Source organism: Kitasatospora sp. NPDC008050, assembly GCF_042957465.1.
GTDB lineage: Bacteria > Actinomycetota > Actinomycetes > Streptomycetales > Streptomycetaceae > Kitasatospora.
This window is the reverse complement of sequence record NZ_JBIBIJ010000005.1, coordinates 207,377-233,011: the sequence shown is the minus strand read 5'-3', so window position 1 is coordinate 233,011 and position 25,635 is coordinate 207,377. Positions and strand designations below refer to the sequence as shown.

At 67.9% G+C, this 25,635-nt stretch carries 38 protein-coding genes; 37 read left to right on the top strand and 1 reads right to left on the bottom strand.

Going from position 1 to position 25,635, the window contains the following annotated elements:
• Positions 1-147: 147 nt before the first annotated feature.
• The 36 genes from rpsJ to glmM all read left to right on the top strand — a co-directional run bounded on the left by rpsJ (position 148) and on the right by glmM (position 22,644).
• Positions 148-456, top strand: a complete 309-nt coding sequence (rpsJ, locus tag ACFZB9_RS12500; RefSeq protein WP_012785157.1) for a 30S ribosomal protein S10 — start codon at positions 148-150, stop codon at positions 454-456.
• Positions 457-470: 14 nt separating this feature from the next.
• Complete coding sequence (rplC, locus tag ACFZB9_RS12495) at positions 471-1,118, top strand: 50S ribosomal protein L3 (RefSeq protein ID WP_327067387.1); 648 nt, start codon at positions 471-473, stop codon at positions 1,116-1,118.
• Positions 1,119-1,122: 4 nt separating this feature from the next.
• The gene (gene rplD, locus ACFZB9_RS12490) at positions 1,123-1,800 is read left to right on the top strand and encodes a 50S ribosomal protein L4 (protein WP_391446281.1); all 678 of its coding nucleotides are present in this window, start codon (positions 1,123-1,125) and stop codon (positions 1,798-1,800) included.
• Positions 1,800-2,120, top strand: coding sequence for a 50S ribosomal protein L23 (gene rplW / locus ACFZB9_RS12485; RefSeq protein WP_035848160.1), 321 nt, complete (start codon positions 1,800-1,802; stop codon positions 2,118-2,120). The genes rplD and rplW overlap by 1 nt, the downstream gene beginning before the upstream one ends.
• A 43-nt stretch (positions 2,121-2,163) precedes the next feature.
• Complete coding sequence (gene rplB / locus ACFZB9_RS12480; RefSeq protein WP_280692193.1) at positions 2,164-3,000, top strand: 50S ribosomal protein L2; 837 nt, start codon at positions 2,164-2,166, stop codon at positions 2,998-3,000.
• 11 nt (positions 3,001-3,011) lie between these two features.
• Positions 3,012-3,293, top strand: coding sequence for a 30S ribosomal protein S19 (rpsS, locus tag ACFZB9_RS12475; RefSeq protein WP_030232469.1), 282 nt, complete (start codon positions 3,012-3,014; stop codon positions 3,291-3,293).
• Between the two features lie 55 nt (positions 3,294-3,348).
• Entirely contained in the window at positions 3,349-3,696 is a 348-nt protein-coding gene (gene rplV / locus ACFZB9_RS12470) for a 50S ribosomal protein L22 (protein WP_280692195.1), read from the top strand.
• Positions 3,696-4,529 carry a 30S ribosomal protein S3 gene (gene rpsC / locus ACFZB9_RS12465; protein ID WP_327067383.1) on the top strand — a complete coding sequence of 278 codons (834 nt, stop codon included), beginning with the start codon at positions 3,696-3,698 and terminating at the stop codon, positions 4,527-4,529. Before rplV ends, rpsC begins: the two co-directional genes overlap by 1 nt.
• Positions 4,530-4,534: 5 nt before the next feature.
• Entirely contained in the window at positions 4,535-4,954 is a 420-nt protein-coding gene (gene rplP, locus ACFZB9_RS12460; RefSeq protein WP_344442252.1) for a 50S ribosomal protein L16, read from the top strand.
• Positions 4,954-5,178 (top strand): 50S ribosomal protein L29, encoded by a 225-nt coding sequence (gene rpmC / locus ACFZB9_RS12455; RefSeq protein ID WP_035848170.1) that lies wholly within the window; start codon positions 4,954-4,956, stop codon positions 5,176-5,178. The genes rplP and rpmC overlap by 1 nt, the downstream gene beginning before the upstream one ends.
• Positions 5,178-5,450 (top strand): 30S ribosomal protein S17, encoded by a 273-nt coding sequence (gene rpsQ, locus ACFZB9_RS12450; protein ID WP_110670527.1) that lies wholly within the window; start codon positions 5,178-5,180, stop codon positions 5,448-5,450. Before rpmC ends, rpsQ begins: the two co-directional genes overlap by 1 nt.
• Before the next feature lie 102 nt (positions 5,451-5,552).
• The gene (gene rplN, locus ACFZB9_RS12445; protein ID WP_035848171.1) at positions 5,553-5,924 is read left to right on the top strand and encodes a 50S ribosomal protein L14; all 372 of its coding nucleotides are present in this window, start codon (positions 5,553-5,555) and stop codon (positions 5,922-5,924) included.
• A gap of 14 nt (positions 5,925-5,938) precedes the next feature.
• Positions 5,939-6,250 carry a 50S ribosomal protein L24 gene (rplX, locus tag ACFZB9_RS12440; protein ID WP_391446744.1) on the top strand — a complete coding sequence of 104 codons (312 nt, stop codon included), beginning with the start codon at positions 5,939-5,941 and terminating at the stop codon, positions 6,248-6,250.
• Complete coding sequence (gene rplE / locus ACFZB9_RS12435; protein WP_184937222.1) at positions 6,250-6,828, top strand: 50S ribosomal protein L5; 579 nt, start codon at positions 6,250-6,252, stop codon at positions 6,826-6,828. The genes rplX and rplE overlap by 1 nt, the downstream gene beginning before the upstream one ends.
• Positions 6,829-6,832: 4 nt before the next feature.
• Entirely contained in the window at positions 6,833-7,018 is a 186-nt protein-coding gene (locus ACFZB9_RS12430) for a type Z 30S ribosomal protein S14 (RefSeq protein ID WP_057231320.1), read from the top strand.
• 296 nt (positions 7,019-7,314) lie between these two features.
• Positions 7,315-7,722, top strand: coding sequence for a 30S ribosomal protein S8 (gene rpsH / locus ACFZB9_RS12425; RefSeq protein WP_184937226.1), 408 nt, complete (start codon positions 7,315-7,317; stop codon positions 7,720-7,722).
• Between the two features lie 22 nt (positions 7,723-7,744).
• Positions 7,745-8,284 (top strand): 50S ribosomal protein L6, encoded by a 540-nt coding sequence (rplF, locus tag ACFZB9_RS12420; protein WP_391446277.1) that lies wholly within the window; start codon positions 7,745-7,747, stop codon positions 8,282-8,284.
• 3 nt (positions 8,285-8,287) lie between these two features.
• Complete coding sequence (rplR, locus tag ACFZB9_RS12415; protein WP_391446276.1) at positions 8,288-8,671, top strand: 50S ribosomal protein L18; 384 nt, start codon at positions 8,288-8,290, stop codon at positions 8,669-8,671.
• A gap of 48 nt (positions 8,672-8,719) precedes the next feature.
• Complete coding sequence (gene rpsE, locus ACFZB9_RS12410) at positions 8,720-9,364, top strand: 30S ribosomal protein S5 (protein WP_391446274.1); 645 nt, start codon at positions 8,720-8,722, stop codon at positions 9,362-9,364.
• On the top strand, positions 9,364-9,546 hold the full coding sequence (gene rpmD, locus ACFZB9_RS12405) for a 50S ribosomal protein L30 (protein WP_030300409.1): 183 nt from the start codon (positions 9,364-9,366) through the stop codon (positions 9,544-9,546). The genes rpsE and rpmD overlap by 1 nt, the downstream gene beginning before the upstream one ends.
• 2 nt (positions 9,547-9,548) lie before the next feature.
• Positions 9,549-10,001 (top strand): 50S ribosomal protein L15, encoded by a 453-nt coding sequence (gene rplO, locus ACFZB9_RS12400; protein WP_391446271.1) that lies wholly within the window; start codon positions 9,549-9,551, stop codon positions 9,999-10,001.
• A 319-nt stretch (positions 10,002-10,320) separates the two neighbouring features.
• The gene (gene secY, locus ACFZB9_RS12395) at positions 10,321-11,628 is read left to right on the top strand and encodes a preprotein translocase subunit SecY (RefSeq protein ID WP_391446270.1); all 1,308 of its coding nucleotides are present in this window, start codon (positions 10,321-10,323) and stop codon (positions 11,626-11,628) included.
• Entirely contained in the window at positions 11,628-12,287 is a 660-nt protein-coding gene (locus ACFZB9_RS12390; protein ID WP_391446268.1) for an adenylate kinase, read from the top strand. Before secY ends, ACFZB9_RS12390 begins: the two co-directional genes overlap by 1 nt.
• Before the next feature lie 136 nt (positions 12,288-12,423).
• Positions 12,424-13,263: a type I methionyl aminopeptidase gene (gene map, locus ACFZB9_RS12385; protein WP_391446266.1), complete on the top strand. Its 840-nt coding sequence runs from the start codon at positions 12,424-12,426 to the stop codon at positions 13,261-13,263.
• Between the two features lie 54 nt (positions 13,264-13,317).
• Complete coding sequence (mscL, locus tag ACFZB9_RS12380) at positions 13,318-13,743, top strand: large conductance mechanosensitive channel protein MscL (protein WP_391446264.1); 426 nt, start codon at positions 13,318-13,320, stop codon at positions 13,741-13,743.
• A gap of 162 nt (positions 13,744-13,905) precedes the next feature.
• Positions 13,906-14,127 carry a translation initiation factor IF-1 gene (infA, locus tag ACFZB9_RS12375; protein WP_003956442.1) on the top strand — a complete coding sequence of 74 codons (222 nt, stop codon included), beginning with the start codon at positions 13,906-13,908 and terminating at the stop codon, positions 14,125-14,127.
• A 65-nt stretch (positions 14,128-14,192) separates the two neighbouring features.
• Positions 14,193-14,306: a 50S ribosomal protein L36 gene (gene rpmJ / locus ACFZB9_RS12370; RefSeq protein ID WP_003956441.1), complete on the top strand. Its 114-nt coding sequence runs from the start codon at positions 14,193-14,195 to the stop codon at positions 14,304-14,306.
• Positions 14,307-14,497: 191 nt separating this feature from the next.
• A complete protein-coding gene (gene rpsM, locus ACFZB9_RS12365; protein ID WP_280692217.1) occupies positions 14,498-14,878 on the top strand; it encodes a 30S ribosomal protein S13 in 381 nt (126 codons plus the stop codon).
• Positions 14,879-14,951: 73 nt separating this feature from the next.
• On the top strand, positions 14,952-15,359 hold the full coding sequence (rpsK, locus tag ACFZB9_RS12360; protein WP_030232513.1) for a 30S ribosomal protein S11: 408 nt from the start codon (positions 14,952-14,954) through the stop codon (positions 15,357-15,359).
• Positions 15,360-15,529: 170 nt separating this feature from the next.
• The gene (locus ACFZB9_RS12355) at positions 15,530-16,552 is read left to right on the top strand and encodes a DNA-directed RNA polymerase subunit alpha (RefSeq protein ID WP_035800873.1); all 1,023 of its coding nucleotides are present in this window, start codon (positions 15,530-15,532) and stop codon (positions 16,550-16,552) included.
• Between the two features lie 134 nt (positions 16,553-16,686).
• Positions 16,687-17,163 (top strand): 50S ribosomal protein L17, encoded by a 477-nt coding sequence (gene rplQ, locus ACFZB9_RS12350; protein WP_391446261.1) that lies wholly within the window; start codon positions 16,687-16,689, stop codon positions 17,161-17,163.
• A 106-nt stretch (positions 17,164-17,269) separates the two neighbouring features.
• Entirely contained in the window at positions 17,270-18,169 is a 900-nt protein-coding gene (gene truA, locus ACFZB9_RS12345) for a tRNA pseudouridine(38-40) synthase TruA (protein ID WP_391446260.1), read from the top strand.
• 42 nt (positions 18,170-18,211) lie between these two features.
• Entirely contained in the window at positions 18,212-19,876 is a 1,665-nt protein-coding gene (locus ACFZB9_RS12340) for an ABC-F family ATP-binding cassette domain-containing protein (RefSeq protein ID WP_391446257.1), read from the top strand.
• A 218-nt stretch (positions 19,877-20,094) separates the two neighbouring features.
• Positions 20,095-20,538 (top strand): 50S ribosomal protein L13, encoded by a 444-nt coding sequence (gene rplM, locus ACFZB9_RS12335; protein WP_327067370.1) that lies wholly within the window; start codon positions 20,095-20,097, stop codon positions 20,536-20,538.
• 74 nt (positions 20,539-20,612) lie between these two features.
• Positions 20,613-21,095, top strand: coding sequence for a 30S ribosomal protein S9 (rpsI, locus tag ACFZB9_RS12330; RefSeq protein WP_376778550.1), 483 nt, complete (start codon positions 20,613-20,615; stop codon positions 21,093-21,095).
• Between the two features lie 181 nt (positions 21,096-21,276).
• Complete coding sequence (glmM, locus tag ACFZB9_RS12325) at positions 21,277-22,644, top strand: phosphoglucosamine mutase (RefSeq protein ID WP_391446255.1); 1,368 nt, start codon at positions 21,277-21,279, stop codon at positions 22,642-22,644.
• A 7-nt stretch (positions 22,645-22,651) separates the two neighbouring features.
• Here the strand turns inward: glmM and coaA are convergent, their stop codons facing one another.
• Positions 22,652-23,656 carry a type I pantothenate kinase gene (gene coaA / locus ACFZB9_RS12320; protein ID WP_391446253.1) on the bottom strand — a complete coding sequence of 335 codons (1,005 nt, stop codon included), beginning with the start codon at positions 23,654-23,656 and terminating at the stop codon, positions 22,652-22,654.
• A 120-nt stretch (positions 23,657-23,776) separates the two neighbouring features.
• Between coaA and glmS the strand changes: the two genes are divergently transcribed.
• Positions 23,777-25,633 carry a glutamine--fructose-6-phosphate transaminase (isomerizing) gene (gene glmS / locus ACFZB9_RS12315; RefSeq protein ID WP_391446251.1) on the top strand — a complete coding sequence of 619 codons (1,857 nt, stop codon included), beginning with the start codon at positions 23,777-23,779 and terminating at the stop codon, positions 25,631-25,633.
• The last annotated feature ends 2 nt before the right edge of the window (positions 25,634-25,635 follow it).

Genomic DNA, 25,635 nt, shown 5'->3' with positions numbered 1-25,635 from the left:
GAGGGTTTTTCCCTTTTCTTAAGCGCGAGCGCGACACGCCCGAGCGCGGGGACCGGCGGGAAACCATCCAGGACGCCACCGGAGCAGTCCACCCGGACGAAACCGGCCGCAGAAGCAGCATGACGACTCAAAGGACTACGAGTAGCCATGGCGGGACAGAAGATCCGCATCCGGCTCAAGGCCTACGACCACGAGGTGATTGACTCCTCGGCGAAGAAGATCGTCGAGACCGTCATTCGCACTGGTGCGCAGGTCGCGGGCCCGGTGCCGCTGCCCACTGAGAAGAACGTTTACTGCGTCATCCGCTCGCCGCACAAGTACAAGGACTCGCGCGAGCACTTCGAGATGCGCACTCACAAGCGTCTGATCGACATCCTCGACCCGACCCCGAAGACCGTGGACTCGCTGATGCGCCTCGACCTTCCGGCCGGCGTCGACATCGAGATCAAGCTCTGAGAGGGCCGACGAAGATGGCAAAGCAGATTAAGGGCATCCTGGGCGAGAAGCTCGGCATGACCCAGGTCTGGGACGAGAACAACCGGATCGTTCCGGTGACCGTCGTCAAGGCCGGGCCCAATGTCGTGACCCAGGTCCACACCGCTGATTCCTCGGCCGGCTACGACGCCGTCCAGATCGGCTTCGGCGAGATCGACCCCCGCAAGGTGAACAAGCCCCTCGCGGGCCACTTCGCCAAGGCCGGTGTCACCCCGCGCCGCCACCTGGTGGAGCTGCGTACCTCGGACGCGTCCGAGTACACGCTGGGCCAGGAGATCACCGCCGAGCTGTTCGAGGCGGGTGTCAAGGTCGATGTGACCGGCACCTCCAAGGGCAAGGGCTTCGCCGGTGTCATGAAGCGTCACAACTTCCGCGGCCTCGGCGCCGGTCACGGCGTGCAGCGCAAGCACCGTTCGCCCGGCTCGATCGGTGGCTGCGCCACCCCGGGTCGCGTGTTCAAGGGCATGAGGATGGCCGGCCGGATGGGCCACGAGCGCGTGACCACCCAGAACCTGACCATCCACGCCGTTGACGCGGAGAAGGGGCTGCTCCTGATCAAGGGAGCGATCCCGGGCCCGAACGGCGGCCTCGTCCTCGTCCGCACCGCGGCGAAGGGGCTGTGAGGATATGAGCACCATTGACATCCTGTCGCCCTCGGGCGACAAGACCGGCAGCCTCGAGCTGCCCGCCGAGATCTTCGACGCCAAGGTCAGCGTTCCGCTGATGCACCAGGTCGTCGTGGCGCAGCTCGCTGCGGCCCGTCAGGGTACCCACAAGGTCAAGTCTCGTGGCGAGGTCCGAGGCGGCGGCCGCAAGCCGTACCGCCAGAAGGGCACCGGCCGCGCCCGTCAGGGCTCGACCCGCGCTCCGCAGTTCGTCGGCGGTGGCGTCGTGCACGGTCCCGTGCCGCGTGACTACTCGCAGCGGACCCCGAAGAAGATGATCGCCGCCGCTCTGCGTGGCGCGCTCACCGACCGGGCCCGCCACAACCGCATCCACGTCGTCACCGACGTGATCGCGGCCGAGGCGCCGTCGACCAAGGCCGCGAAGGGCCTGTTCGGCAAGATCACCGAGCGCAAGAACATCCTCCTCGTCGTCGAGCGTGCCGACGAGCTGGGTCTGAAGAGCGCCCGCAACCTGCCGAACGTCCACATCCTGGACGCCGGTCAGCTGAACACCTACGACGTGCTCGTCTCCGACGATGTGGTCTTCACCCAGGCCGCCTTCGAGCGTTTCGTGGCCGGTCCGGTCGCGTCCGCCAAGGCTGTTGGCGCTGAGGGCGAGCTCGAAGGGAGCGCCGCCTGATGGCTGCGGACATTACGAGCAAGACGTTCACGGACCCCCGTGACGTCCTGGTGAAGCCGGTTATCTCCGAGAAGAGCTACGCGCTCCTCGACGAGAACAAGTACACGTTCGTCGTGTCGCCGGGCGCCAACAAGACCCAGATCAAGCAGGCCGTCGAGGCGGTCTTCTCGGTCAAGGTCGAGTCGGTCAACACGCTCAACCGTCAGGGCAAGCGCAAGCGCTCCAAGACGGGCTTTGGCAAGCGCAAGGACACCAAGCGCGCCATCGTGACGCTGGCCGAGGGCAACCGCATCGACATCTTCGGTGGTCCGGTCTCCTAACGGGGATCGGATGCGTCGATAAGGACGAGGACGAGAGAGCCAAATGGGCATCCGCAAGTACAAGCCGACTACGCCGGGCCGTCGTGGCTCCAGCGTGGCCGACTTCGTAGAGATCACGCGGTCCACGCCGGAGAAGTCGCTGGTTCGCCCCCTGCACAGCAAGGGCGGCCGTAACAACGCCGGTCGTATCACCGCTCGCCACCAGGGTGGCGGACACAAGCGCGCCTACCGCGTGATCGACTTCCGTCGTCACGACAAGGACGGCGTGCCGGCCAAGGTCGCGCACATCGAGTACGACCCCAACCGCACCGCGCGCATCGCGCTGCTGCACTACGCGGACGGCGAGAAGCGCTACATCATCGCCCCGCGTGGCATCACCCAGGGTGACCGGATTGAGAACGGCCCGACGGCCGACATCAAGCCCGGCAACAACCTGCCGCTGCGCAACATCCCGGTCGGTACCACCATCCACGCGGTGGAGCTGCGTCCCGGCGGCGGTGCCAAGATGGCCCGCTCCGCGGGTTCCGGCATCCAGCTGCTCGCCCGTGAGGGTCGCATGGCGCACCTGCGCATGCCCTCCGGCGAGATCCGCCTGGTGGACGTGCGCTGCCGCGCGACCGTCGGCGAGGTCGGCAACGCCGAGCAGTCGAACATCAACTGGGGCAAGGCCGGCCGTATGCGCTGGAAGGGCGTTCGCCCGACCGTGCGTGGTGTGGCCATGAACCCGATCGACCACCCGCACGGTGGTGGTGAGGGTAAGACCTCCGGTGGTCGCCACCCGGTTTCGCCGTGGGGCCAGAAGGAGGGTCGTACCCGTAAGCCCGGCAAGGCTTCGGACGCCCTCATCGTGCGCCGCCGCAAGACCAACAAGAAGCGCTAGGAGCAGGTCAGATGCCGCGCAGTCTCAAGAAGGGCCCCTTCATCGACGGCCACCTCATCAAGAAGGTGGACGTACAGAACGAGGCGGGTACCCAGAACGTCATCAAGACCTGGTCCCGTCGCTCCGTGATCAGCCCGAGCATGCTCGGTCACACGATCGCGGTTCACGATGGTCGCAAGCACGTCCCGGTGTTCGTCACCGAGTCGATGGTCGGCCACAAGCTCGGCGAGTTCGCTCCGACCCGCACCTTCCGCGGCCACGTCAAGGACGACCGCAAGTCGAAGCGTCGCTAGTCGCCGGCAGAACTGCCAAACGACTCAAATGACTTACACCAGCAAGGGGACAACCATGGAAGCCAGGGCCCAGGCGCGGTACATCCGCGTCACGCCCATGAAGGCCCGCCGCGTGGTGGACCTCATCCGTGGCCTGAACGCCACGGAGGCCCAGGCGATCCTGCGGTTCGCTCCGCAGGCCGCCACCGTGCCGGTCGGCAAGGTGCTCAACAGCGCCATTGCCAACGCCGCGCACAACTACAACCACAACAACGTGGACGACCTCGTCATCAGCGAGGCGTACGTTGACGAGGGCCCGACCCTGAAGCGGTTCCGGCCGCGCGCCCAGGGCCGTGCCTACCGGATCCGCAAGCGGACCAGCCACATCACCGTGGTCGTCAGCAGCAAGGAAGGGACCCGGTAATGGGCCAGAAGGTTAACCCGCACGGGTTCCGCCTCGGCATCAGCACGGACTTCAAGTCCCGCTGGTACGCCGACAAGCTGTACTCGGACTACGTCAAGGAAGACGTTGCCATTCGTCGCATGATGACGAAGGGCATGGAGCGCGCCGGCATCTCGAAGGTTGAGATCGAGCGCACCCGCGACCGCGTCCGGGTCGACATCCACACCGCCCGCCCCGGCATCGTCATCGGTCGCCGTGGCACCGAGGCCGACCGCATCCGCGGCGACCTCGAGAAGCTGACCGGCAAGCAGGTCCAGCTGAACATCCTCGAGGTCAAGAACCCCGAGCTGGACGCCCAGCTCGTGGCTCAGGGCGTCGCGGAGCAGCTGTCCTCCCGCGTGTCGTTCCGCCGTGCCATGCGCAAGTCGATGCAGGGCACCATGAAGTCCGGCGCCAAGGGCATCAAGGTCCAGTGCTCCGGTCGTCTCGGCGGCGCCGAGATGAGCCGTTCGGAGTTCTACCGCGAGGGTCGTGTGCCGCTGCACACGCTGCGCGCGAACGTCGACTACGGCTTCTTCGAGGCCAAGACGACCTTCGGCCGTATCGGCGTGAAGGTCTGGATCTACAAGGGCGACGTCAAGAACATCGCCGAGGTCCGCGCTGAGAACGCTGCTGCCCGCTCGGGCAACCGTCCGGCCCGCAACGACGCCCGCCCCGCGCGTGGCGGCGAGCGCGGTGGCCGTGGCGGCGAGCGCGGTGGCGCCCGTGGCGGTCGTCGTCCCGCGAACACCGAGGCCCCCGCGGCCCCGGTGAGCGAGGCGCCGGCTGCCGAGAGCACCGGAACGGAGGCCTGACCGACATGCTGATCCCCCGTCGGGTCAAGCACCGCAAGCAGCACCACCCCAAGCGCCGCGGCGCTGCCAAGGGTGGCACCGAACTCGCGTTCGGCGAGTACGGCATCCAGGCCGTCACCCCGGCCTACGTGACGAACCGGCAGATCGAGTCCGCTCGTATCGCCATCACCCGTCACATCAAGCGTGGCGGCAAGGTCTGGATCAACATCTACCCGGACCGCCCCCTCACCAAGAAGCCGGCCGAGACCCGCATGGGTTCCGGTAAGGGTTCGCCGGAGTGGTGGATTGCCAACGTTCACCCGGGACGGATCATGTTCGAGCTGTCCTACCCCAACGAGAAGGTTGCTCGTGAGGCGCTCACCCGCGCTGCTCACAAGCTCCCGATGAAGTGCCGGATTGTCCGGCGCGAGGCAGGTGAGAGCTGATGTCGGCCGGCACCAAGGCTGCTGAGCTGCGCGAGCTGGACAACGAGGGTCTCGTTGCCAAGCTCCGCGAGGCCAAGGAGGAGCTGTTCAACCTCCGCTTCCAGGCGGCGACCGGACAGCTCGACAACCACGGACGGCTCCGGCTGGTCCGTAAGGACATCGCGCGGATCTACACCCTGATGCGCGAGCGCGAGCTGGGCATCGAGACGGTGGAGAACGCCTGATGACTGAGAACACCAACGAGACGCGCGGTTTCCGCAAGACCCGTGAGGGTCTCGTCGTCAGCGACAAGATGGACAAGACCGTCGTCGTCGCCGTCGAGGACCGCGTCAAGCACGCTCTGTACGGCAAGGTCATCCGCCGTACGAACAAGCTGAAGGCGCACGACGAGCAGAACGCGTGCGGCATCGGTGACCGGGTCCTCCTCGCGGAGACCCGCCCGCTGTCCGCGACGAAGCGCTGGCGCGTCGTCGAGATCCTCGAGAAGGCCAAGTAACGAAGTTGTCCGGGTACGGCCGTATGTGCACCAGGTCCCTCGCGGGCGCTGGTGTGAGCAGCGGCCGGCCCGCCAGCTCTCGTTGACGATCAGGAGAAAGTTGTGATCCAGCAGGAGTCGCGACTGCGTGTCGCCGACAACACGGGCGCGAAGGAAATCCTTTGCATCCGCGTTCTCGGTGGCTCCGGTCGCCGCTACGCCGGCATCGGGGACGTCATCGTCGCCACCGTCAAGGACGCGATCCCCGGTGGCACCGTGAAGAAGGGCGACGTCGTCAAGTGCGTCATCGTCCGTACCGTGAAGTCGCGCCGTCGTCCCGACGGTTCGTACATCCGGTTCGACGAGAACGCCGCTGTCGTGCTCAAGAACACCGATGGTGATCCTCGTGGCACGCGCATCTTCGGCCCGGTGGGCCGCGAGCTGCGTGACAAGAAGTTCATGAAGATCATCTCGCTGGCGCCGGAGGTGCTCTAACCATGGCGAACAGCATGAAGATCAAGAAGGGTGACCTGGTTCAGGTCATCACCGGCAAGGACCGCGGTAAGCAGGGCAAGGTCATCCAGGCCATGCCCACCGAGAACAAGGTCCTCGTCGAGGGTGTGAACCGGGTCAAGAAGCACACCAAGCCCGGCCAGGGCACCGCCGGTGGCATCATCACCGTCGAGGCCCCGGTGCACGTTTCCAACGTGCAGCTGGTCGTGGAGAAGGACGGCAAGAAGGTCGTCACTCGCGTTGGTTACCGCTTCGATGACGAGGGCAACAAGATCCGCGTTGCCAAGCGAACCGGTGAGGACATCTGATGTCTGAGACGACGATCGAGAACGTTGAGAAGGTGGCCCCCCGCCTCAAGGCGCGTTACAACGCCGAGATCAAGGGCCAGCTGCAGGAGGAGTTCTCCTACGAGAACGTCATGCTGATCCCCGGCCTGGTCAAGGTCGTGGTCAACATGGGTGTGGGCGAGGCCGCCCGCGACTCCAAGCTGATCGACGGTGCCATCCGCGACCTCACCGCCATCACCGGCCAGAAGCCGGCCGTGACGAAGGCTCGCAAGTCCATCGCGCAGTTCAAGCTGCGTGAGGGCCAGCCGATCGGCACCCACGTCACCCTCCGTGGTGACCGCATGTGGGAGTTCCTGGACCGTCTGGTGACGCTGGCCCTGCCGCGTATCCGTGACTTCCGTGGCCTCTCCCCGAAGCAGTTCGACGGCCGTGGCAACTACACCTTCGGTCTGACCGAGCAGGTCATGTTCCACGAGATCGACCAGGACAAGGTCGACCGTCAGCGCGGTATGGACATCACCGTCGTGACCACCGCCCAGACCGACGATGAGGGCCGGGCGCTCCTGCGCGCTCTGGGCTTCCCGTTCAAGGAGGCGTAAGCACATGGCGAAGAAGTCCCTCATCGCGAAGGCCGAGCGTAAGCCGAAGTTCGCTGTCCGCGGTTACACCCGCTGCCAGCGCTGTGGCCGTCCGCACTCGGTGTACCGCAAGTTCGGCCTGTGCCGTGTGTGCCTCCGTGAGATGGCGCACCGCGGCGAGCTGCCGGGCGTGACCAAGAGCTCCTGGTAGTCCAGGCCTCTCGGTAGCGGTAGCACAACACTGCGAAGCAGCGGTGCCCGATCCCACGCCGGCGCCAGCCTCCCTTTGGGGCGGTTTGGCCGCCATCACGGATTCCCGTAAGGTAGTGGGGTCGGGCCCCCTGCCGCGGCATTCCCTATGGATGCCTGCGGTCCTTCTTCGGAGGGCTCGCACCCAGTCTTACTAACGCCGCAGGTCCCCTGCGTCTGTGCCCCCGCCGCACTCCTCGGAGTGCGGCGGGGGGACCTGGCGCGGAGAAACCACGGCGAGAGAGGCCTGAGGCCATCATGACCATGACCGACCCCATCGCAGACATGCTCACGCGTCTGCGTAACGCGAACTCGGCGTACCACGACACCGTGGCGATGCCGGCTAGCAAGATCAAGTCGCACGTCGCGCAGATCCTGCAGCAGGAGGGTTACATCTCCAGCTGGAAGGTCGAGGAGCCGCAGGAGGGCGAGGTCGGCAAGAAGCTGACCATCGAGCTCAAGTTCGGCCCTAACCGTGAGCGCTCGATCGCTGGTATCAAGCGCATCAGCAAGCCGGGCCTGCGGGTCTACGCAAAGTCCACCAACCTGCCGAAGGTCCTCGGCGGCCTGGGCGTGGCGATCATCTCCACGTCCTCGGGTCTCCTCACGGACAAGCAGGCCGCCAAGAAGGGCGTAGGCGGAGAAGTTCTCGCCTACGTCTGGTAATTCGGGAAACGGAGGTACAGCAATGTCGCGCATTGGACGGCTGCCCATCCCGGTTCCCGCCGGCGTGGACGTCACCATCGATGGCCAGGCGGTCTCGGTGAAGGGCCCCAAGGGCTCCCTCACCCACGTTGTCGCCCAGCCGATCGAGATCGGCAAGGACGAGAACGGCACTCTGGTTGTCACTCGCCCGAACGACGAGCGTCAGTCGAAGGCCCTGCACGGCCTTTCTCGCACGCTGGTGGCGAACATGATCACCGGCGTGACCGCGGGCTACCGCAAGTCGCTGGAGATCAGCGGTGTTGGTTACCGAGTCGTGGCGAAGGGCTCCAACATGGAGTTCGCGCTCGGCTACAGCCACCCGATCCTGATCGAGGCCCCGGAGGGCATCTCCTTCGTGGTCGAGTCGCCCACCAAGTTCCACGTGGACGGGATCGACAAGCAGCTGGTCGGCGAGGTTTCGGCCAAGATCCGCAAGCTGCGTAAGCCCGACCCGTACAAGGCCAAGGGCGTCAAGTACGCGGGCGAGGTCATCCGCCGCAAGGTCGGAAAGAGCGGTAAGTAAGCCATGAGTCTTTCTGTCAAGATCGGCAAGGGCAACGGCTACAAGAACGCCGCCCGCAAGCGCCGCGCGATCCGCGTTCGCAAGCGCGTCACCGGCACCGAGGCGCGTCCGCGTCTCGTGGTGACCCGCTCGAACCGCCACATGGTCGCCCAGGTCATCGACGACGCCAAGGGTCACACCCTGGTGTCGGCGTCCACCCTCGACGTGTCCATCAAGGGCACCGAGGGCGACAAGACCGAGCTGGCCAAGAAGGTCGGGAGCCTGGTCGCCGAGCGCGCCAAGGCCGCCGGCATCGAGTCGGTCGTCTTCGACCGCGCGGGCAACCGTTACGCCGGGCGCATCGCCGCCCTGGCCGACGGTGCTCGTGAGGCCGGGCTCGACTTCTAAGCCGCTCGTCGGCTCAGTCGACGGACGTAATCGAGAGAGGTAATTCCAATGGCTGGACCCCAGCGCCGCGGTAGCGGCGCCGGCGGCGGCACCGGTGGCGAGCGGCGCGACCGTAAGCGTGACGACCGGGGCAACGCTCCCGCCGTCGAGAAGACCGCTTACGTTGAGCGCGTTGTCGCGATCAACCGTGTCGCCAAGGTTGTCAAGGGTGGTCGTCGTTTCAGCTTCACCGCGCTGGTCGTGGTGGGCGACGCTGACGGCACCGTGGGTGTCGGTTACGGGAAGGCGAAGGAGGTTCCGGCCGCCATCGCCAAGGGTGTTGAGGAGGCCAAGAAGAACTTCTTCAAGGTCCCCCGTATCCAGGGCACCATCCCGCACCCGATCCAGGGCGAGAAGGCCGCTGGCGTCGTGCTCCTGAAGCCGGCTTCCCCCGGTACCGGCGTTATCGCCGGTGGCCCGGTGCGTGCCGTCCTGGAGTGCGCCGGCGTTCACGACATCCTGTCGAAGTCGCTCGGCTCGGACAACGCGATCAACATCGTGCACGCCACCGTGGCTGCTCTGAAGGGCCTCGTGCGCCCCGAGGAGATCGCCGCGCGTCGTGGTCTGCCGCTCGAGGACGTGGCCCCGGCCGCCCTGCTGCGCGCTCGCGCCGCCGGCACCGCCGCCGCCGCGACCGCGGGGGCGGGTGTCTGATGGCTCGCCTGAAGATCACGCAGACCAAGAGCTACATCGGTAGCAAGCAGAACCACCGCGAGACGCTGCGCTCGCTGGGTCTGAAGCGCATGCACGATGTGGTCGTCAAGGAGGACCGTCCCGAGATCCGCGGGATGGCCCAGACCGTGCGTCACCTCGTCACGGTCGAGGAGGTGGACTGATCATGTCTGACAACCCGATCAAGATCCACAACCTGCGTCCCGCCCCGGGTGCCAAGACCGCCAAGACCCGTGTCGGTCGTGGTGAGGCATCCAAGGGTAAGACCGCCGGTCGTGGTACCAAGGGCACCAAGGCCCGCTACCAGGTTCCGCAGCGCTTCGAGGGTGGCCAGATGCCCCTCCACATGCGCCTGCCGAAGCTGAAGGGCTTCAAGAACCCCTTCAAGATCACCTTCCAGGTGGTCAACCTCGACAAGCTGGCCGAGCTCTACCCGCAGGGTGGCGAGGTCACGGTCGAGGGTCTCGTCGAGAAGGGCGCGGTTCGCAAGAACTCGCTCGTCAAGGTGCTCGGCACCGGCGAGATCTCCGTCGCGCTGCAGGTCTCGGTGGACGCCGTCTCCGGCTCCGCCGCCGAGAAGATCCAGGCTGCCGGCGGGACCGTCACCGAGCTGATCTGACCCCCTCGGGTGGTTGATCACGCGCGCTGACAGCACGTCAGAACCAAAGCCCCGTCCCTCATTCGAGGGGCGGGGCTTTGGTCATTCCAGGTGCCCGGCGACACGAAATTGCCGATCAACCCGGGCCAAATCCGGGCATCTGGGCGCGCTTTCGACAACCCCGGGGCGCACGAGCTTCTTCTTCGTTGCCACACACTGTTAGAGTCCGTGGAGTTCCCTTGTAGCCTGCCCCAGGCTGCCGCGGAGCTGGACAACCTCAACTCCCCATCATCAGGACCGACCCTCCCGCCGACGACGCGCGGGAGGCGCAGGAGGCACCGTGCTCAGTGCGTTCGCGCGGGCGTTCAAGACGCCCGACCTGCGCAAGAAGCTGCTGTTCACGCTGGGCATCATGGTGCTGTTCCGGATGGGTGCGCACATTCCCGTCCCGGGCGTCGATTTCAAAGCCGTGAACACGTGCGTCAAGCAGAGCAACAGCGGCCTCTTCGGCCTCGTCAACCTGTTCAGCGGCGGCGCGCTGCTGCAGTTGACGATTTTTGCGCTCGGCATCATGCCGTACATCACCGCCAGCATCATCCTGCAGCTGCTGACCGTCGTGATCCCGCGACTCGAGGCACTGAAGAAGGAGGGGCAGGCCGGTACGACGAAGATCACCCAGTACACCCGGTACCTGACCATCGCGCTGGCCATCCTGCAGGGCACCGGCATCGTGGCGACCGCCTCCAACGGCGCGCTCTTCTCCAGCTGCTCGGTCGGCAACCAGGTCGTCCCGGACACCTCGGTCTTCCGGATCGCCACCATGGTCATCACGATGACCGCCGGTACCACGGTGATCATGTGGCTCGGTGAGCTGATCACCGACCGCGGCATCGGCAACGGCATGTCGATCCTGATCTTCACCTCGATCGCCTCCGGCTTCCCCGGCAACCTGTGGTCGATCAAGAAGGCCGGCAAGATCGGCGGTGGCTGGTTCGACTTCTTCGCCGTCCTGGCGGTCGGTGTGGTCGTGGTGGTGCTGGTCATCTTCGTCGAACAGGCCCAACGCCGGATCCCGGTGCAGTACGCGAAGCGGATGATCGGGCGGCGGGCCTTCGGCGGTACGTCGACCTACATCCCGCTCAAGGTGAACCAGGCCGGTGTCATCCCGGTCATCTTCGCCTCCTCGCTGCTGTACATCCCCGCGCTGGTCGCGCAGCTGACCAACAGCAAGGCGGGCTGGGCGGTCTGGGTCCAGAACAACTTCACCAAGGGTGACCACCCGGCGTACATGATCGCCTACTTCGTGCTGATCGTGTTCTTCGCCTTCTTCTACGTCGCGATCTCCTTCAACCCCGAAGAAGTTGCCGACAACATGAAGAAGTATGGTGGCTTCATCCCGGGCATCAGGGCCGGTCGGCCGACGGCCGAGTACCTGAACTACGTGCTGACCCGCATCACCTGGCCGGGTTCGCTCTACCTGGGCCTCATCGCGTTGATCCCGATGATCGGCCTGGTCGCCCTGAACGCGAGCACCACGATCCCGTTCGGCGGCACCAGCATCCTCATCATCGTCGGCGTCGGACTCGAAACTGTGAAGCAGATCGAGAGCCAGCTCCAGCAGCGTAATTACGAAGGGTTCCTCCGCTGATGCGTATCGTCCTCGTCGGACCTCCCGGGGCCGGGAAGGGTACTCAGGCGCACGTGCTCGCCAAGACCCTGTCCATTCCCCACATCTCCACCGGTGACCTGTTCCGGGCCAACATCAGCCAGAAGACACCGCTCGGGGTCGAGGCCAAGGGCTACATGGACAAGGGTCAGCTCGTACCGGACGAGGTGACCATCGGGATGGCCAAGGACCGCCTGCTGCAGTCGGACGCCGACGCGGGCTTCCTGCTCGACGGCTTCCCGCGCAACCTGGCCCAGGCCAAGGCGCTGGACGAGTACCTGACCGAGCAGGGCATCGCCCTGAACGGCGTGCTCGACCTGGAGGTCCCCGAGGACGAGGTGGTCAAGCGGATCGCCGGTCGCCGGCTGTGCCGCAACGAGGGCAGCCACGTGTTCCACGTGGTCTACAACCCGCCGGCCGTCGAGGGCGTCTGCGACCACTGCGGTGGCGAGCTGTACCAGCGCTCGGACGACACCGAGAGCGCGGTGCGCACCCGGCTGGAGGTCTACCACACGGAGACCGAGCCGATCATCGAGTACTACCGCCAGCAGGGCCTGGTGACCACCATCTCGGCGCTCGGCAAGGTCGACGAGGTGACGCAGCGCGCGGTCGAGGCGCTGCAGGCCCGCACGCAGGGCTGAATCGACGCCTGTTCTCCCCCCACGGCCGCGGTACCCGGATCGGGTACCGCGGCCGTGTCGCGTCGTACCGTGGGGGAGTGGACACGCCGCCTGGCAAGGACCGGGTGGCGAACTTTCAACGAAAGGCACTGGCCAGATGGTGGAGATCAAGACCCCCGAGCAGATCGCGAAGATGCGAGTGGCCGGGCTGGTCGTCGCCGAGGCGCTCAAGGCCTGCCGTGAGGCGGTCGCGCCCGGGGTGAGCACCCAGGAGCTCAACGACATCGCGGCCAAGGTGATCGCCGACCACGGTGCCACCTCCAACTTCCGCGCCCACCACGGCGGCCTCTGGTTCCCCGGGGTGATCTGCGCCTCGGTCAACAACGAGGTGGTGCACGGGATCCCGGGTGAGCGGGTGCTGGTCGAGGGCGACATCATCTCCATCGACTGCGGCGCGATCGTGGACGGCTGGCACGGCGACGCGGCGATCACCGTCGAGGTGGGCGAGGTGCGTCCCGAGGTCGCGATGCTCAGCAGGGTCACCGAGGGCTCGATGTGGGCCGGCATCGCCCAGATGAAGAAGAACAACCGCCTGGTCGACGTCTCCAAGGCGATCGAGGGCTTCATCCGCCGCCAGCCGCTGCCGCCCAAGGGCAAGTGGGGCATCACCGAGGGCTACGGCGGCCACGGCATCGGCACCGCGATGCACATGGAGCCGCACGTGCTGAACTACGTGGAGCGCGGCCGCGGCAAGGGCCCCAAGCTGGTCACCGGCACGGTGCTGGCGATCGAGCCGATGGTCTCGCTCGGCACCCCGCACACCTCGGTCCTCGAGGACGACTGGACCGTGGTGACCAACGACGGCACCTGGGCCTCGCACTGGGAGCACTCGGTGGCCGTCACCGAGCAGGGCCCGCTGGTGCTCACCGCCTTCGACGGTGGAAAGGCCCAGCTCGCGGCCCTCGGCGTGACCGCGGCTCCCGACCCGCTGGGCTGAACCGGTATCGTGCTGCCTTCAGCGGCAGGCGAAATCGGACAATAGGGGTAACAAGTGCTCAAGGGCTTCCGCGACTTCATGATGCGCGGCAACGTCATCGACATGGGCGTCGGCATCGTGATCGGGTCGGCGTTCACGGCGGTGGTCACCGGATTCGTCAAGGCGTTCCTGACCCCGCTGGTGGGCGTGGTGGTGGGTGCGACCGGAGACTTCAGCTCCTCCAGCTGGAAGGTGATGGGCGTCACGTTCCCCTACGGCGAGTTCCTGAACGTGCTGATCGCGTTCATCATGACCGCCGCGGTGCTCTACTTCTGCGTGGTGCTGCCGGTGACCAAGGCCACCGCCCGCTACCTGCCGAAGAAGCCGAAGGTCGCCAAGCGGCCCTGCCCGGAGTGCCTGACCGAGATCCCCGAGGCGGCCACCCGCTGCTCGGCCTGCACCGCCCAGGTCCAGCCGCTGGCCTTTCCGGTGCAGCGCTGAGGCTCGTTTTGGTCGCTGAGCGGACGGTGGCGTAGGATGGACCGTCGGCTCACTCGTAGCGTGCTTCAGCACGCCCTCTTCCCCTCGGGGATGGGGTGAACCCAGGTTCGCACGAGCGTGCCGCATACGGTAGCCGGTCCCGGAAGGTGGATCTCGTAGTTCATGGCAAAGAAGCAAGGCGCCATTGAGATCGAGGGCACCGTGATCGAGTCTCTGCCGAACGCCATGTTCAAGGTGGAGCTGCAGAACGGTCACAAGGTCCTCGCGCACATCAGCGGCAAGATGCGGATGCACTACATCCGAATCCTGCCGGATGACCGCGTCGTCGTGGAGCTGAGCCCCTACGACCTGACTCGCGGCCGCATCGTCTACCGCTACAAGTAAGACCCTGTCCCTCGCGTCGAGCGGGGGGCGACCACTGTCAGATCTAGACCCGGAGAACCTGAACCATGAAGGTCAAGCCGAGCGTCAAGAAGATCTGCGACAAGTGCAAGGTGATCCGCCGCCACGGCCGGGTCATGGTGATCTGCGACAACCTGCGCCACAAGCAGCGCCAGGGCTGATCCTCCCGCATTTCTCGTAGCACCTTCGCGCGACGCGCACAACGCCCACCGGCGTTGTCCATGTAGAACGGGCCGCCCGATCCAGCCGTACGGCTGGACTGCCGCCCCCGGTCAGAGGCCGGGGCTCGCACACCGAGAGGTGTCCGGGTAGGCGGCTCGTAAGACCTCTGAAAGAACCACAGGAGCCATGAATGGCACGCCTCGCCGGCGTTGATCTCCCCCGCGAGAAGCGGATCGAGATCGCCCTCACGTACGTCTACGGCATCGGCCGTACCCGCGCCCAGCAGACGCTGGCCGAGACTGGCGTGAACCCCGACATCCGCGTCCGCGACATCTCCGAGGACGACCTCGTCAAGCTCGGCAAGTGGATCGAAGCCAACTACCGCGTCGAGGGTGACCTCCGCCGTGAGGTTGCCGCCGACATCCGCCGCAAGGTCGAGATCGGCTGCTACGAGGGTCTGCGTCACCGCCGTGGCCTGCCCGTCCGCGGTCAGCGCACCCACACCAACGCGCGTACCCGCAAGGGCCCGCGTCGCGCGATTGCCGGCAAGAAGAAGCCGGGCAAGAAGTAGTCCGCCCGTTAACCGGACATCCCTCCGGCCCGCGGGTTAGCGGACCGACCACCTCAGTAGGAGAAACAGACTTATGCCCCCCAAGGGTCGTCAGGCTGCCGGCGCGAAGAAGATCCGCCGCAAGGAAAAGAAGAACGTCGCTCACGGGCACGCCCACATCAAGAGCACGTTCAACAACACCATCGTTTCGATCACCGACCCCGCGGGCAACGTGATCTCCTGGGCCTCTGCCGGCCACGTCGGCTTCAAGGGCTCGCGCAAGTCCACCCCGTTCGCCGCGCAGATGGCCGCCGAGGCCGCCGCGCGTCGTGCGCAGGAGCACGGCATGCGCAAGGTCGACGTCTTCGTGAAGGGTCCGGGCTCCGGCCGCGAGACCGCGATCCGTTCGCTCCAGGCCACCGGCCTGGAGGTCGGCTCGATCCAGGACGTCACCCCCACCCCGCACAACGGCTGCCGTCCGCCGAAGCGTCGCCGCGTCTGACCTCACGCAGATGGTTCGGCTTCGGCCGGATCGTGCTTGCCGTGTGACGCGTCGCCTTCGGGTGCGAGTGTCTTAACCACGTACGGGGTCCTGTTTCAGACGGGACCCCGTACGCTGGTCTTGTTCGGCATCAAATAGTGGGTGCCGAAAACAACTGGAGGATCTGAACCATGCTGATCGCTCAGCGTCCCTCGCTGACCGAAGAGGTTGTGGACGAGTACCGCTCGCGGTTCGTCATCGAGCCGCTGGAGCCGGGCTTCGGCTACACCCTCGGCAACTCGCTTCGCCGCACGCTCCTCTCCTCGATCCCCGGTGCCGCTGTCACCAGCATCCGGGTCGACGGTGTCCTGCACGAGTTCACCACCGTGCCGGGTGTCAAGGAGGACGTCACCGACCTCATCCTGAACATCAAGCAGCTGGTCGTCTCCTCGGAGCACGACGAGCCGGTCGTGATGTACCTGCGCAAGCAGGGTCCGGGTGTGGTCACCGCCGCCGACATCGCGCCCCCGGCCGGTGTCGAGGTGCACAACCCCGAGCTCGTCCTGGCCACGCTGAACGGCAAGGGCAAGCTGGAGATGGAGCTGACCGTCGAGCGCGGTCGCGGCTACGTCTCCGCCGTGCAGAACAAGGCTTCCGGCCAGGAGATCGGCCGGATCCCGGTCGACTCGATCTACAGCCCCGTGCTGAAGGTCACCTACAAGGTCGAGGCCACCCGTGTCGAGCAGCGGACCGACTTCGACAAGCTGATCGTCGACGTCGAGACCAAGCCCGCCATGCGCCCGCGTGACGCCATGGCCTCGGCCGGCAAGACCCTGGTGGAGCTGTTCGGCCTCGCTCGCGAGCTGAACATCGACGCCGAGGGCATCGACATGGGCCCGTCCCCGACGGACGCCGCCCTGGCCGCCGACCTGGCGCTGCCGATCGAGGAGCTGGAGCTCACCGTTCGGTCGTACAACTGCCTCAAGCGCGAGGGCATCCACACCGTGGGTGAGCTCGTGGCCCGCTCCGAGGCCGACCTGCTCGACATCCGCAACTTCGGTGCGAAGTCGATCGACGAGGTCAAGGCGAAGCTGGCCGGCATGGGCCTGGCCCTCAAGGACAGCCCGCCCGGGTTCGACCCGACCGCCGCCGCCGACGCCTTCGGCGCCGACGACCTGGACGACGCGGGTTACGCGGAGACCGAGCAGTACTGATGAGTTTGCGGTGGGGGCGACTCCCAGCGGGTCGCCCCCACTTCAATGCAAGGAACTAAGTCGTCCGGGCAACCGTGCCCGGCCGCCCGTTCCGGTACCTGATACGGCCGGATTCGGAGATTCAAGGAGCTACCATGCCCCGTCCCGCGAAGGGTGCCCGCCTCGGCGGTGGCCCCCACCACGAGCCGCTGCTGCTCGCCGGCCTGTGCCGCGAGCTCTTCCAGTACGGCCGCATCACCACGACCGAGGCCAAGGCCCGTCGGATGCGCCCGCTGGCGGAGAAGCTGATCACCAAGGCGAAGGTCGGCGACATCCACAACCGTCGTATCGTCCGCAAGACGATCACCGACGTTGCGGTGCTGCACACCCTCTTCACCGAGATCGCGCCGCGCTACGAGAACCGCCCCGGCGGTTACACCCGCATCACCAAGATCGGTCCCCGTCGTGGCGACAACGCCCCGATGGCCGTGATCGAGCTGGTCGAGGCGCTGACCGTCGCGCAGACCGCTGTCGGCGAGGCCGAGGCCGCCACCAAGCGCTCCGTCAAGGAGACCGAGGCTGCTGCCGAGGTCGCCGACGCCGCTCCGGCCGCCGAGGCCGAGCAGGCCTGACGCCTGTAGGTGTCGCGCAGGCCTCGCGCCTGTAGGTGTACTGCACGGGCCCGTTTCCCCGCTTCGGCGGGGGAGCGGGCCCGTTCCCTTTGCTACGGAGGTATGTGTGGTGAACGACTGCGCCGAGCAGCCGCCCGTGAAGGACGGCCCCGCCGAGGGGCACGTGCGGATCCGGCTCGACCTGGCCTACCAGGGGGCCGAGTTCTCCGGCTGGGCCCGCCAGCGCGGCCGGCGCACCGTGCAGGAGGAGATCGAGAGCGCCCTGCAGGTGGTCACCCGCAGCGCCGAGCTGTTCCCGCTCACCGTGGCCGGGCGCACCGACGCCGGGGTGCACGCGCGCGGGCAGGTGGCGCACGTCGACCTGCCGGCCGGGCTGTGGGCGGAGCACGGCGAGAAGCTGCTGCGCCGGCTGGCCGGACGACTGCCGGGCGACGTGCGGATCTACCGGGTCACCGAGGCGCCGGCCGGCTTCGACGCGCGGTTCGCGGCGATCTGGCGGCGCTACGCCTACCGGGTGGCCGACCACCAGGGCGGGGTGGACCCGCTGCTGCGCGGGCACGTGCTCTGGCACGACCGGCCGCTGGACGTCGACAAGATGAACGAGGCGGCCCGGCTGCTGCTGGGCGAACACGACTTCGCCGCCTACTGCAAGAAGCGTGAGGGCGCCACCACCATCCGCACCCTGCTGGAGCTGCGCTGGGACCGGGTGCCGGTGGACCCGTACGCGGCCCAGGAGGGCTCGCTCGCGGTGGCCACGGTGCGGGCCGACGCCTTCTGCCACAACATGGTGCGGGCCCTGGTCGGCGCGATGCTGCTGGTCGGCGACGGGCACCGCCCGGTGGAGTTCCCCGGCGAGGTGCTGGCCGGCGGGGTGCGCAACAGCGCGGTCAACGTGATCAGGCCGCACGGGCTGACCCTGGAGGAGGTCGGCTACCCGGCCGACGACCAGCTCGCCGAACGCAACCGGCTCGCTCGGCGGATGCGGACGCTGCCGGGCCAGAGCTAATCCATTTGGTGGCGACACGCGGGCACTGCACAATTTCGCCTTATGGGACACGTCGAGATTTCGCACCTTGAGTACTACCTGCCGGACGGGCGGGTGCTGTTCGACGACGCGTCCTTCCGGGTCGGCGAAGGGTCCGCGGTCGCCCTGGTGGGGGCCAACGGCGCCGGCAAGACCACGCTGCTGCGCATGATCGCCGGGGACACCCAGCCGCACGGCGGCACGGTGACGCTCAGCGGCGGCCTGGGCGTGATGCGCCAGTTCGTCGGCACCACCGGCCGCGAGGACCTGCGCGAGACGCCGGGCGCGCTGCCGCCGGACGCCTCGGTGCGGGACCTGCTGGTGTCGGTGGCCCCGCCGCGGATCGCGCAGGCGGCGAAGGCGGTGGACGCCGCCGAGCTGGCGATGATGGCGCAGGACGACGAGAAGTCGCAGATGGCCTACGCCCAGGCGCTCTCGGACTGGGCCGACGCGGGCGGCTACGACTACGAGACCGACTGGGACGTCTGCACCATGGCGGCCCTGGGGATGCCCTTCGACCGGGCGCAGTTCCGCGGTCTGAACACCCTCTCCGGCGGCGAGCAGAAGCGCCTGGTGCTGGAGTGCCTGCTGCGCGGCCCGGACGAGGTGCTGCTGCTCGACGAGCCGGACAACTACCTCGACGTGCCGGGCAAGCGCTGGCTGGAGGAGGCGATCAAGGCCACTCCCAAGACGGTGCTCTACATCTCGCACGACCGTGAGCTGCTCTCCCGGACCGCGGACAAGATCATCAGTGTGGAGTCGGGCTTCGGCGGGGGCGGCAGCAGCGTCTGGGTGCACGGCGGCGGCTTCGACTCCTTCCACGAGGCCCGCAAGGAGCGCTTCGCCCGCTTCGAGGAGCTCGGCCGCCGCTGGGACGAGGAGCACGCCAAGCTGAAGAAGCTGGTGGTCACGCTGCGCCAGGCGGCCTCGGTCAGCCACGCGCTCGCCACCCGCTACGCCGCCGCGCAGACCCGGCTGAAGAAGTTCGAGGAGGCCGGCCGCCCCGAGGAGCCGCCGCGCGAGCAGAACATCACCATGCGGCTCAAGGGCGGCCGCACCGGGGTGCGGGCGCTCACCATGGAGCAGCTGGAGCTCACCGGCCTGATGCAGCCCTTCGACCTGGAGGTCTTCTACGGCCAGCGGGTGGCGGTGCTCGGCTCCAACGGCTCCGGCAAGTCGCACTTCCTGCGGCTGCTGGCGGGCGATGCGACGGTGCGGCACAGCGGCGGCTTCAAGCTGGGCGCCCGGGTGGTGCCGGGCCACTTCCGCCAGACCCACGCCCACCCCGAGCTGTTCGGCCGCACGGTGCGCTCGATCATCGAGGAGGAGCACGCGCTGGACCGCAAGGCGGCGATGGGCGCGCTGCGCCGCTACGAGCTGGACAAGCAGGAGGAGCAGAAGTTCGAATCGCTCTCCGGCGGCCAGCAGGCCCGGCTGATGATCCTCAAACTGGAGCTGGAGGGCGTCACCGCGCTGCTGCTGGACGAGCCCACGGACAACCTGGACCTGGAGAGCGCCGAGGCGCTGCAGGAGGCGCTGGAGGGCTTCGAGGGCACCGTGCTGGCCGTCACCCACGACCGCTGGTTCGCCAGGACCTTCGACCGCTTCGTGGTCTTCGGCTCCGACGGCCGGGTCTACGAGGCCCCCGAGCCGGTCTGGGACGAGTCCCGGGTGCAGCGCGAGAGGTGACTCCGGTGGGGATTTGGCCAGGCCCCGCGAAGCCGGTAGGCTGAGCACTTGTTGTGCGTATTGGCTCGCTCCATCTCACGTGAGAGGTCATTACGCCGGAGATACCAGGCCGACCGACCAGCGGCTCCCCTTGAATTGCGTCCAAGTGGAGCCAGGCTGATCTCCTCGTCCGGGTGCTCCTGTCAGGACTCACTCACTGAAAAGCGAAGGCTACGACCGTGCGTACGTACAGCCCCAAGCCCGGCGACGTCCAGCGTCAGTGGCACGTCATCGACGCGACCGACGTCGTGCTCGGCCGTCTGGCCTCCCAGGCTGCCAACCTGCTCCGTGGCAAGCACAAGGCGATCTACGCGCCGCACGTTGACACTGGTGACTTCGTCATCATCATCAACGCCGACAAGGTGCACCTGTCCGGTAACAAGAAGACCCAGAAGCTGGCCTACCGCCACTCGGGCTTCCCGGGCGGTCTGCGTTCGGTGCGCTACGACGACCTGCTGGACAAGAACCCGGAGAAGGCCGTCGAGAAGGCCATCAAGGGCATGATCCCCAAGAACACCCTGGGCCGTCAGATGCTCTCGAAGCTGAAGGTCTACTCGGGCGACCAGCACCCGCACGCTGCCCAGCAGCCGGTGCCGTTCGAGATCTCCCAGGTCGCGCAGTAATTCCGGCCACCAAGCCCCTTAACTAAGAAAAGCTGAGGAACATCGTGGCCGAGAACGCTGCCATCGAGACCCCCCTGGACATCGAGGTCGACGAGGAGTACACCGAGTACACCTCCGAGGACACCGAGTCGTACTCCACCGAGTCGCTGGCCGGCCGCTTCGCCGAGGCCGTCCCCGGCGCCGGCCTGGGCCGTCGCAAGGAGGCGATCGCCCGCGTGCGCATCGTCCCCGGCACCGGCCAGTGGAAGATCAACGGTCGCACCCTGGAGAACTACTTCCCCAACAAGGTGCACCAGCAGACCGTGAACGAGCCCTTCAAGCTCCTTGAGCTGGACGGCCGTTACGACGTTGTCGCGCGCATCGCGGGCGGCGGCGTCTCCGGTCAGGCCTACGCGCTGCGCCTCGGCGTGGCCCGTGCCCTGAACGAGGCCGACGTGGACAACAACCGCGCCGCCCTCAAGAAGGCCGGCTTCCTGATGCGTGACGCGCGTGCCGTCGAGCGCAAGAAGGCCGGTCTCAAGAAGGCCCGTAAGGCCCCGCAGTACAGCAAGCGCTAGTCACGCCCCGGGGTTGCGTACCGCCCTTGGTGCGCACCCCGCAGGTGGGACCCACGCCCCGGAGCACTTCATGTGCCCCGGGGCGTTGTGCTCCCTGGACCGGTCAGGCGGCCAGGGATTCCTCCACCGACACGCGGCCCCTCCCCAGGTCGCGCGACGGCCGGCAACAAAGGACGGGACTGTGGCACGACTCTTCGGTACGGACGGCGTACGCGGTGTGGCCAACGAATCTCTGACCGCCGAACTGGCGCTGGGCCTGTCGATGGCCGCAGCCCACGTGCTCGGCGACTCGGGCGGCGCCGGCCGGCGTCCGGTGGCGGTGGTGGGCCGTGACCCGCGTGCCTCGGGCGAGTTCCTGGAGGCCGCCGTGATCGCCGGGCTGGCCGGCTCCGGCGTGGACGTGCTGCGGGTGGGCGTGCTGCCGACCCCCGCCGTGGCGTACCTGACCGGTGCGCTCGGTGCCGACTTCGGTGTGATGCTCTCGGCCAGCCACAACGCGATGCCCGACAACGGCATCAAGTTCCTGGCCCGCGGCGGCCACAAGCTGGACGACGCGATCGAGGACGCGATCGAGGCGGACCACCAGCATTCGCGGTCCGGCGCGGAGCCGGTGCGGGTGCGTCCCACCGGCGCCGGGGTCGGCCGGGTGCACGAGTACACCGAGGGCTTCGACAAGTACGTCGCCCACCTGGTGGCCGTGCTGCCCAACCGGCTGGACGGCGTGAAGGTGGTCATCGACGGGGCGCACGGCGCCGCGGCCAAGGTCGCCCCCGAGGCCTTCGCCCGGGCCGGTGCCGAGGTGGTCTTCACCCTGGGCGCCGAGCCGACCGGACTGAACATCAACGACGGCGTCGGCTCCACCCACCTGGACGGGCTGCGCCGGGCGATGCGCGAGCACCGCGCCGATCTGGGCATCGCGCTGGACGGCGACGCGGACCGCTGCCTGGCCGCCGACGCCGAGGGCGGCGAGGTGGACGGCGACCAGATCATCGCGATCCTGGCGGTGGCCATGCGCGAGGCCGGCACGCTGCGCGGCAACACCGCGGTCGGCACCGTGATGGCCAACCTGGGCTTCAAGCTGGCGATGGAGCGCGAGGGCATCGACCTGGTGGAGACGGCGGTGGGGGACCGCTACGTGCTGGAGGCGATGAAGGAGCACGGCTACGCGCTGGGCGGCGAGCAGTCCGGGCACGTGATCCTGCTGGACCACGCGACCACCGGCGACGGCACCCTGACGGGCCTGATGCTGGGCGCCCGGCTGGCCGCCACCAAGCAGCCGCTGGCGGAGCTGGCCGCCGTGATGACCCGGCTGCCGCAGGTGCTGATCAACGTCAAGGACGTGGACAAGGGCCGGGCCGCCGGCAACCCCGAGCTGCTCGCGGCGGTCGCCAAGGCCGAGGGCGAACTCGGCAGCACCGGACGGGTGTTGCTGCGCCCGTCCGGCACCGAGCCGCTGGTGCGGGTGATGGTCGAGGCGGCCGACCAGGAGCAGGCCAAGGCGGTGGCCGAGCAGCTGGCCGGCGTGGTCCGCGAGCAGCTGGCGATCTGAGCCGGGCTCAGAGTTTGCGCAGGAGGGCGCGGCGGACCTTGTGGTCGGCGCCCTTCTGCAGCACCAGCGTGGCCCGCCCCCGGGTGGGCAGCACGTTCTCCAGCAGGTTGGGCTTGTTGATGGTGCGCCAGACCTGGCGGCCGTACTCCAGCGCCTCCTCCTCCGGCACCTCGGTGAACCGGCGGAAGTAGGAGTTGGGGTCCTGGAACGCGGTGTCCCGCAGCTTCTTGAACCGGGACAGGTACCAGTTCTCGATGTCGTCGGTGCGGGCGTCGACATAGATGGAGAAGTCGAAGTAGTCGGCCACCGCCAGGCGGGTGCGGCCGTCGGTGCCCGGCAGCGCGGGCTGCAGCACGTTGAGGCCCTCGACGATCAGGATGTCCGGGCGCTGCACCACGAGCCGCTCGGTGGGCACGATGTCGTAGACCAGGTGCGAGTAGACCGGGGCGGTGACCTGGTCCTTGCCCGCCTTCACGTCCGCCACGAAGCGCATCAGGGCCCGGCGGTCGTAGGACTCGGGGAATCCCTTGCGGGCCATCAGGCCGCGCCGGCGCAGCTCGGCGTTGGGCAGCAGGAAGCCGTCGGTGGTGACCAGTTCGACCCGCGGGTGCTCGGGCCAGCGGGCCAGCAGGGCCTGCAGCAGGCGGGCGGTGGTGGACTTGCCCACCGCCACCGAGCCGGCCACCCCGATGACGAACGGGGTGCGGGTGCGCTCGGTGTCCGGGGTGTCGAGGAAGGTGCCCACCGCGCCGCGCAGCTCGTGGGTGGCGTGGATGTAGAGGTTGAGCAGCCGGGACAGCGGCAGGTAGACGTCGCGGACCTCGTCCAGATCCAGTGCTGTGCCGAGGCCGCGCAGCTGCTCCACCTCGGCCGCGGTCAGCGGCAGGGGGGTGCGGTCGCGCAGGGCGCTCCACTCGGCCCGGGAGAGGTCGACGTACGGCGAGGGTGACGGCGACGGGCTGGGCGTCGAGAGGGCGCCCTGGCTACAGAGTTCGGTCAGCACATGGTCCATTGTGGGCGCTCCCGGCCCGGCCCGGTGCTGTGGTGTCGGTCACGAACCGTTGCCCAAAGGGCGGCTTCGGTGAAACCTCAGCGCCGCTTTGGCCGTTCATCGGCCCTTATGCTGACACATATGTGCGGAATTGTTGGTTATGTGGGCTCCCAGCCCGCGCTCGACGTAGTGATCGCAGGGCTGCAGCGCCTTGAGTACCGAGGGTACGACTCGGCGGGCGTGGCCATCCAGACGGCGGACTCCTCAGGGCAGTGGAGTCTCGCCACGGACAAGCGGGCCGGGAAGCTCGTCAATCTTGAGAAGTCGCTCGCCGAGGCCCCTCTCCCCGGCGGCACCACCGGCATCGGCCACACCCGCTGGGCCACCCACGGCGGACCGACCGACGTCAACGCCCACCCCCACCTGGACGACGACCGCGAGGTCGCGGTGGTCCACAACGGGATCATCGAGAACTTCGCCCAGCTCACCGCCGAGCTGGCCGACCGCGGCCACACGCTGCGCTCGGAGACCGACACCGAGGTGGTCGCGCACCTGCTGGCCGAGGCCTACGACGGCGACCTGGCCGAGGCGATGCGGGTGGTGTGCCGGCAGCTGGACGGGGCGTTCACCCTGGTGGCGGTGCACGCGGACGCACCCGGCACGGTGGTCGGCGCCCGGCGCAACTCGCCGCTGGTGGTCGGGCGCGGGGTGGGCGAGAACTTCCTCGCCTCGGACGTGTCCGCCTTCATCGCGCACACCCGCGAGGCGATCGAGCTGGGCCAGGACCAGGTGGTCGAACTGCGGGCCGACGCGGTGACCGTGACGGACTTTCACGGCGAGCCGGTGGAGGTCCGCGAGTACCACGTGGACTGGGACGCCTCGGCCGCCGAGAAGGGCGGCTACGACTACTTCATGCTCAAGGAGATCGCCGAGCAGCCCAAGGCGGTCGCGGACACCCTGCTGGGCCGGATCGGCACCGACGGGCGGCTGACCCTGGACGAGCTGCGGATCCCCGACTCGGTGCTGCGCGAGGTCGACAAGGTCGTCATCGTGGCCTGCGGCACCGCCTTCCACGCCGGGATGATCGCCAAGTACGCCATCGAGCACTGGACCCGGATCCCGTGCGAGGTGGAGGTGGCCTCCGAGTTCCGCTACCGGGACCCGATCCTGGACCAGCGCACGCTGGTGATCGCGATCTCGCAGTCCGGCGAGACCATGGACACCCTGATGGCCCTGCGGCACGCCCGTGAGCAGGGCGCCCGGGTGCTGGCGATCTGCAACACGAACGGCTCGACCATCCCGCGCGAGTCGGACGCGGTGCTCTACACCCACGCCGGGCCCGAGGTGGCGGTCGCCTCCACCAAGGCCTTCCTCACCCAGCTGGTCGCCTGCTACCTGGTCGCGCTCTACCTGGGCCAGGTGCGCGGCACCAAGTGGGGCGACGAGATCTCGGCGGTGATCCAGGAGCTGTCCGAGGCGCCGAAGCAGGTCGAGCAGGTGCTGCGGACCATGGAGCCGGTGCGCGAGCTGGCCCGCTCGCTGGCCGACGCCCGCTCGGTGCTCTTCCTGGGCCGGCACGTCGGGTTCCCGGTGGCGCTGGAGGGCGCGCTCAAGCTCAAGGAGCTGGCGTACATGCACGCCGAGGGCTTCGCGGCCGGCGAGCTGAAGCACGGTCCGATCGCGCTGATCGAGGAGGGGCTGCCGGTCGTCGTGGTGGTGCCCTCGCCGCGCGGGCGCTCGATCCTGCACGACAAGATCGTCTCCAACATCCAGGAGATCCGCGCCCGCGGCGCCCGGACCATCGTGATCGCGGAGGAGGGCGACGAGGCCGTGGTCCCGTACGCCGACCACCTGATCTCGATCCCGGTCACCCCGACGCTGCTCCAGCCGCTGGTCTCGACGGTGCCGCTGCAGGTCTTCGCCTGCGAACTGGCCACCGCCAAGGGCCACGAGGTGGACCAGCCGCGCAACCTGGCGAAGTCCGTGACGGTGGAGTAGCC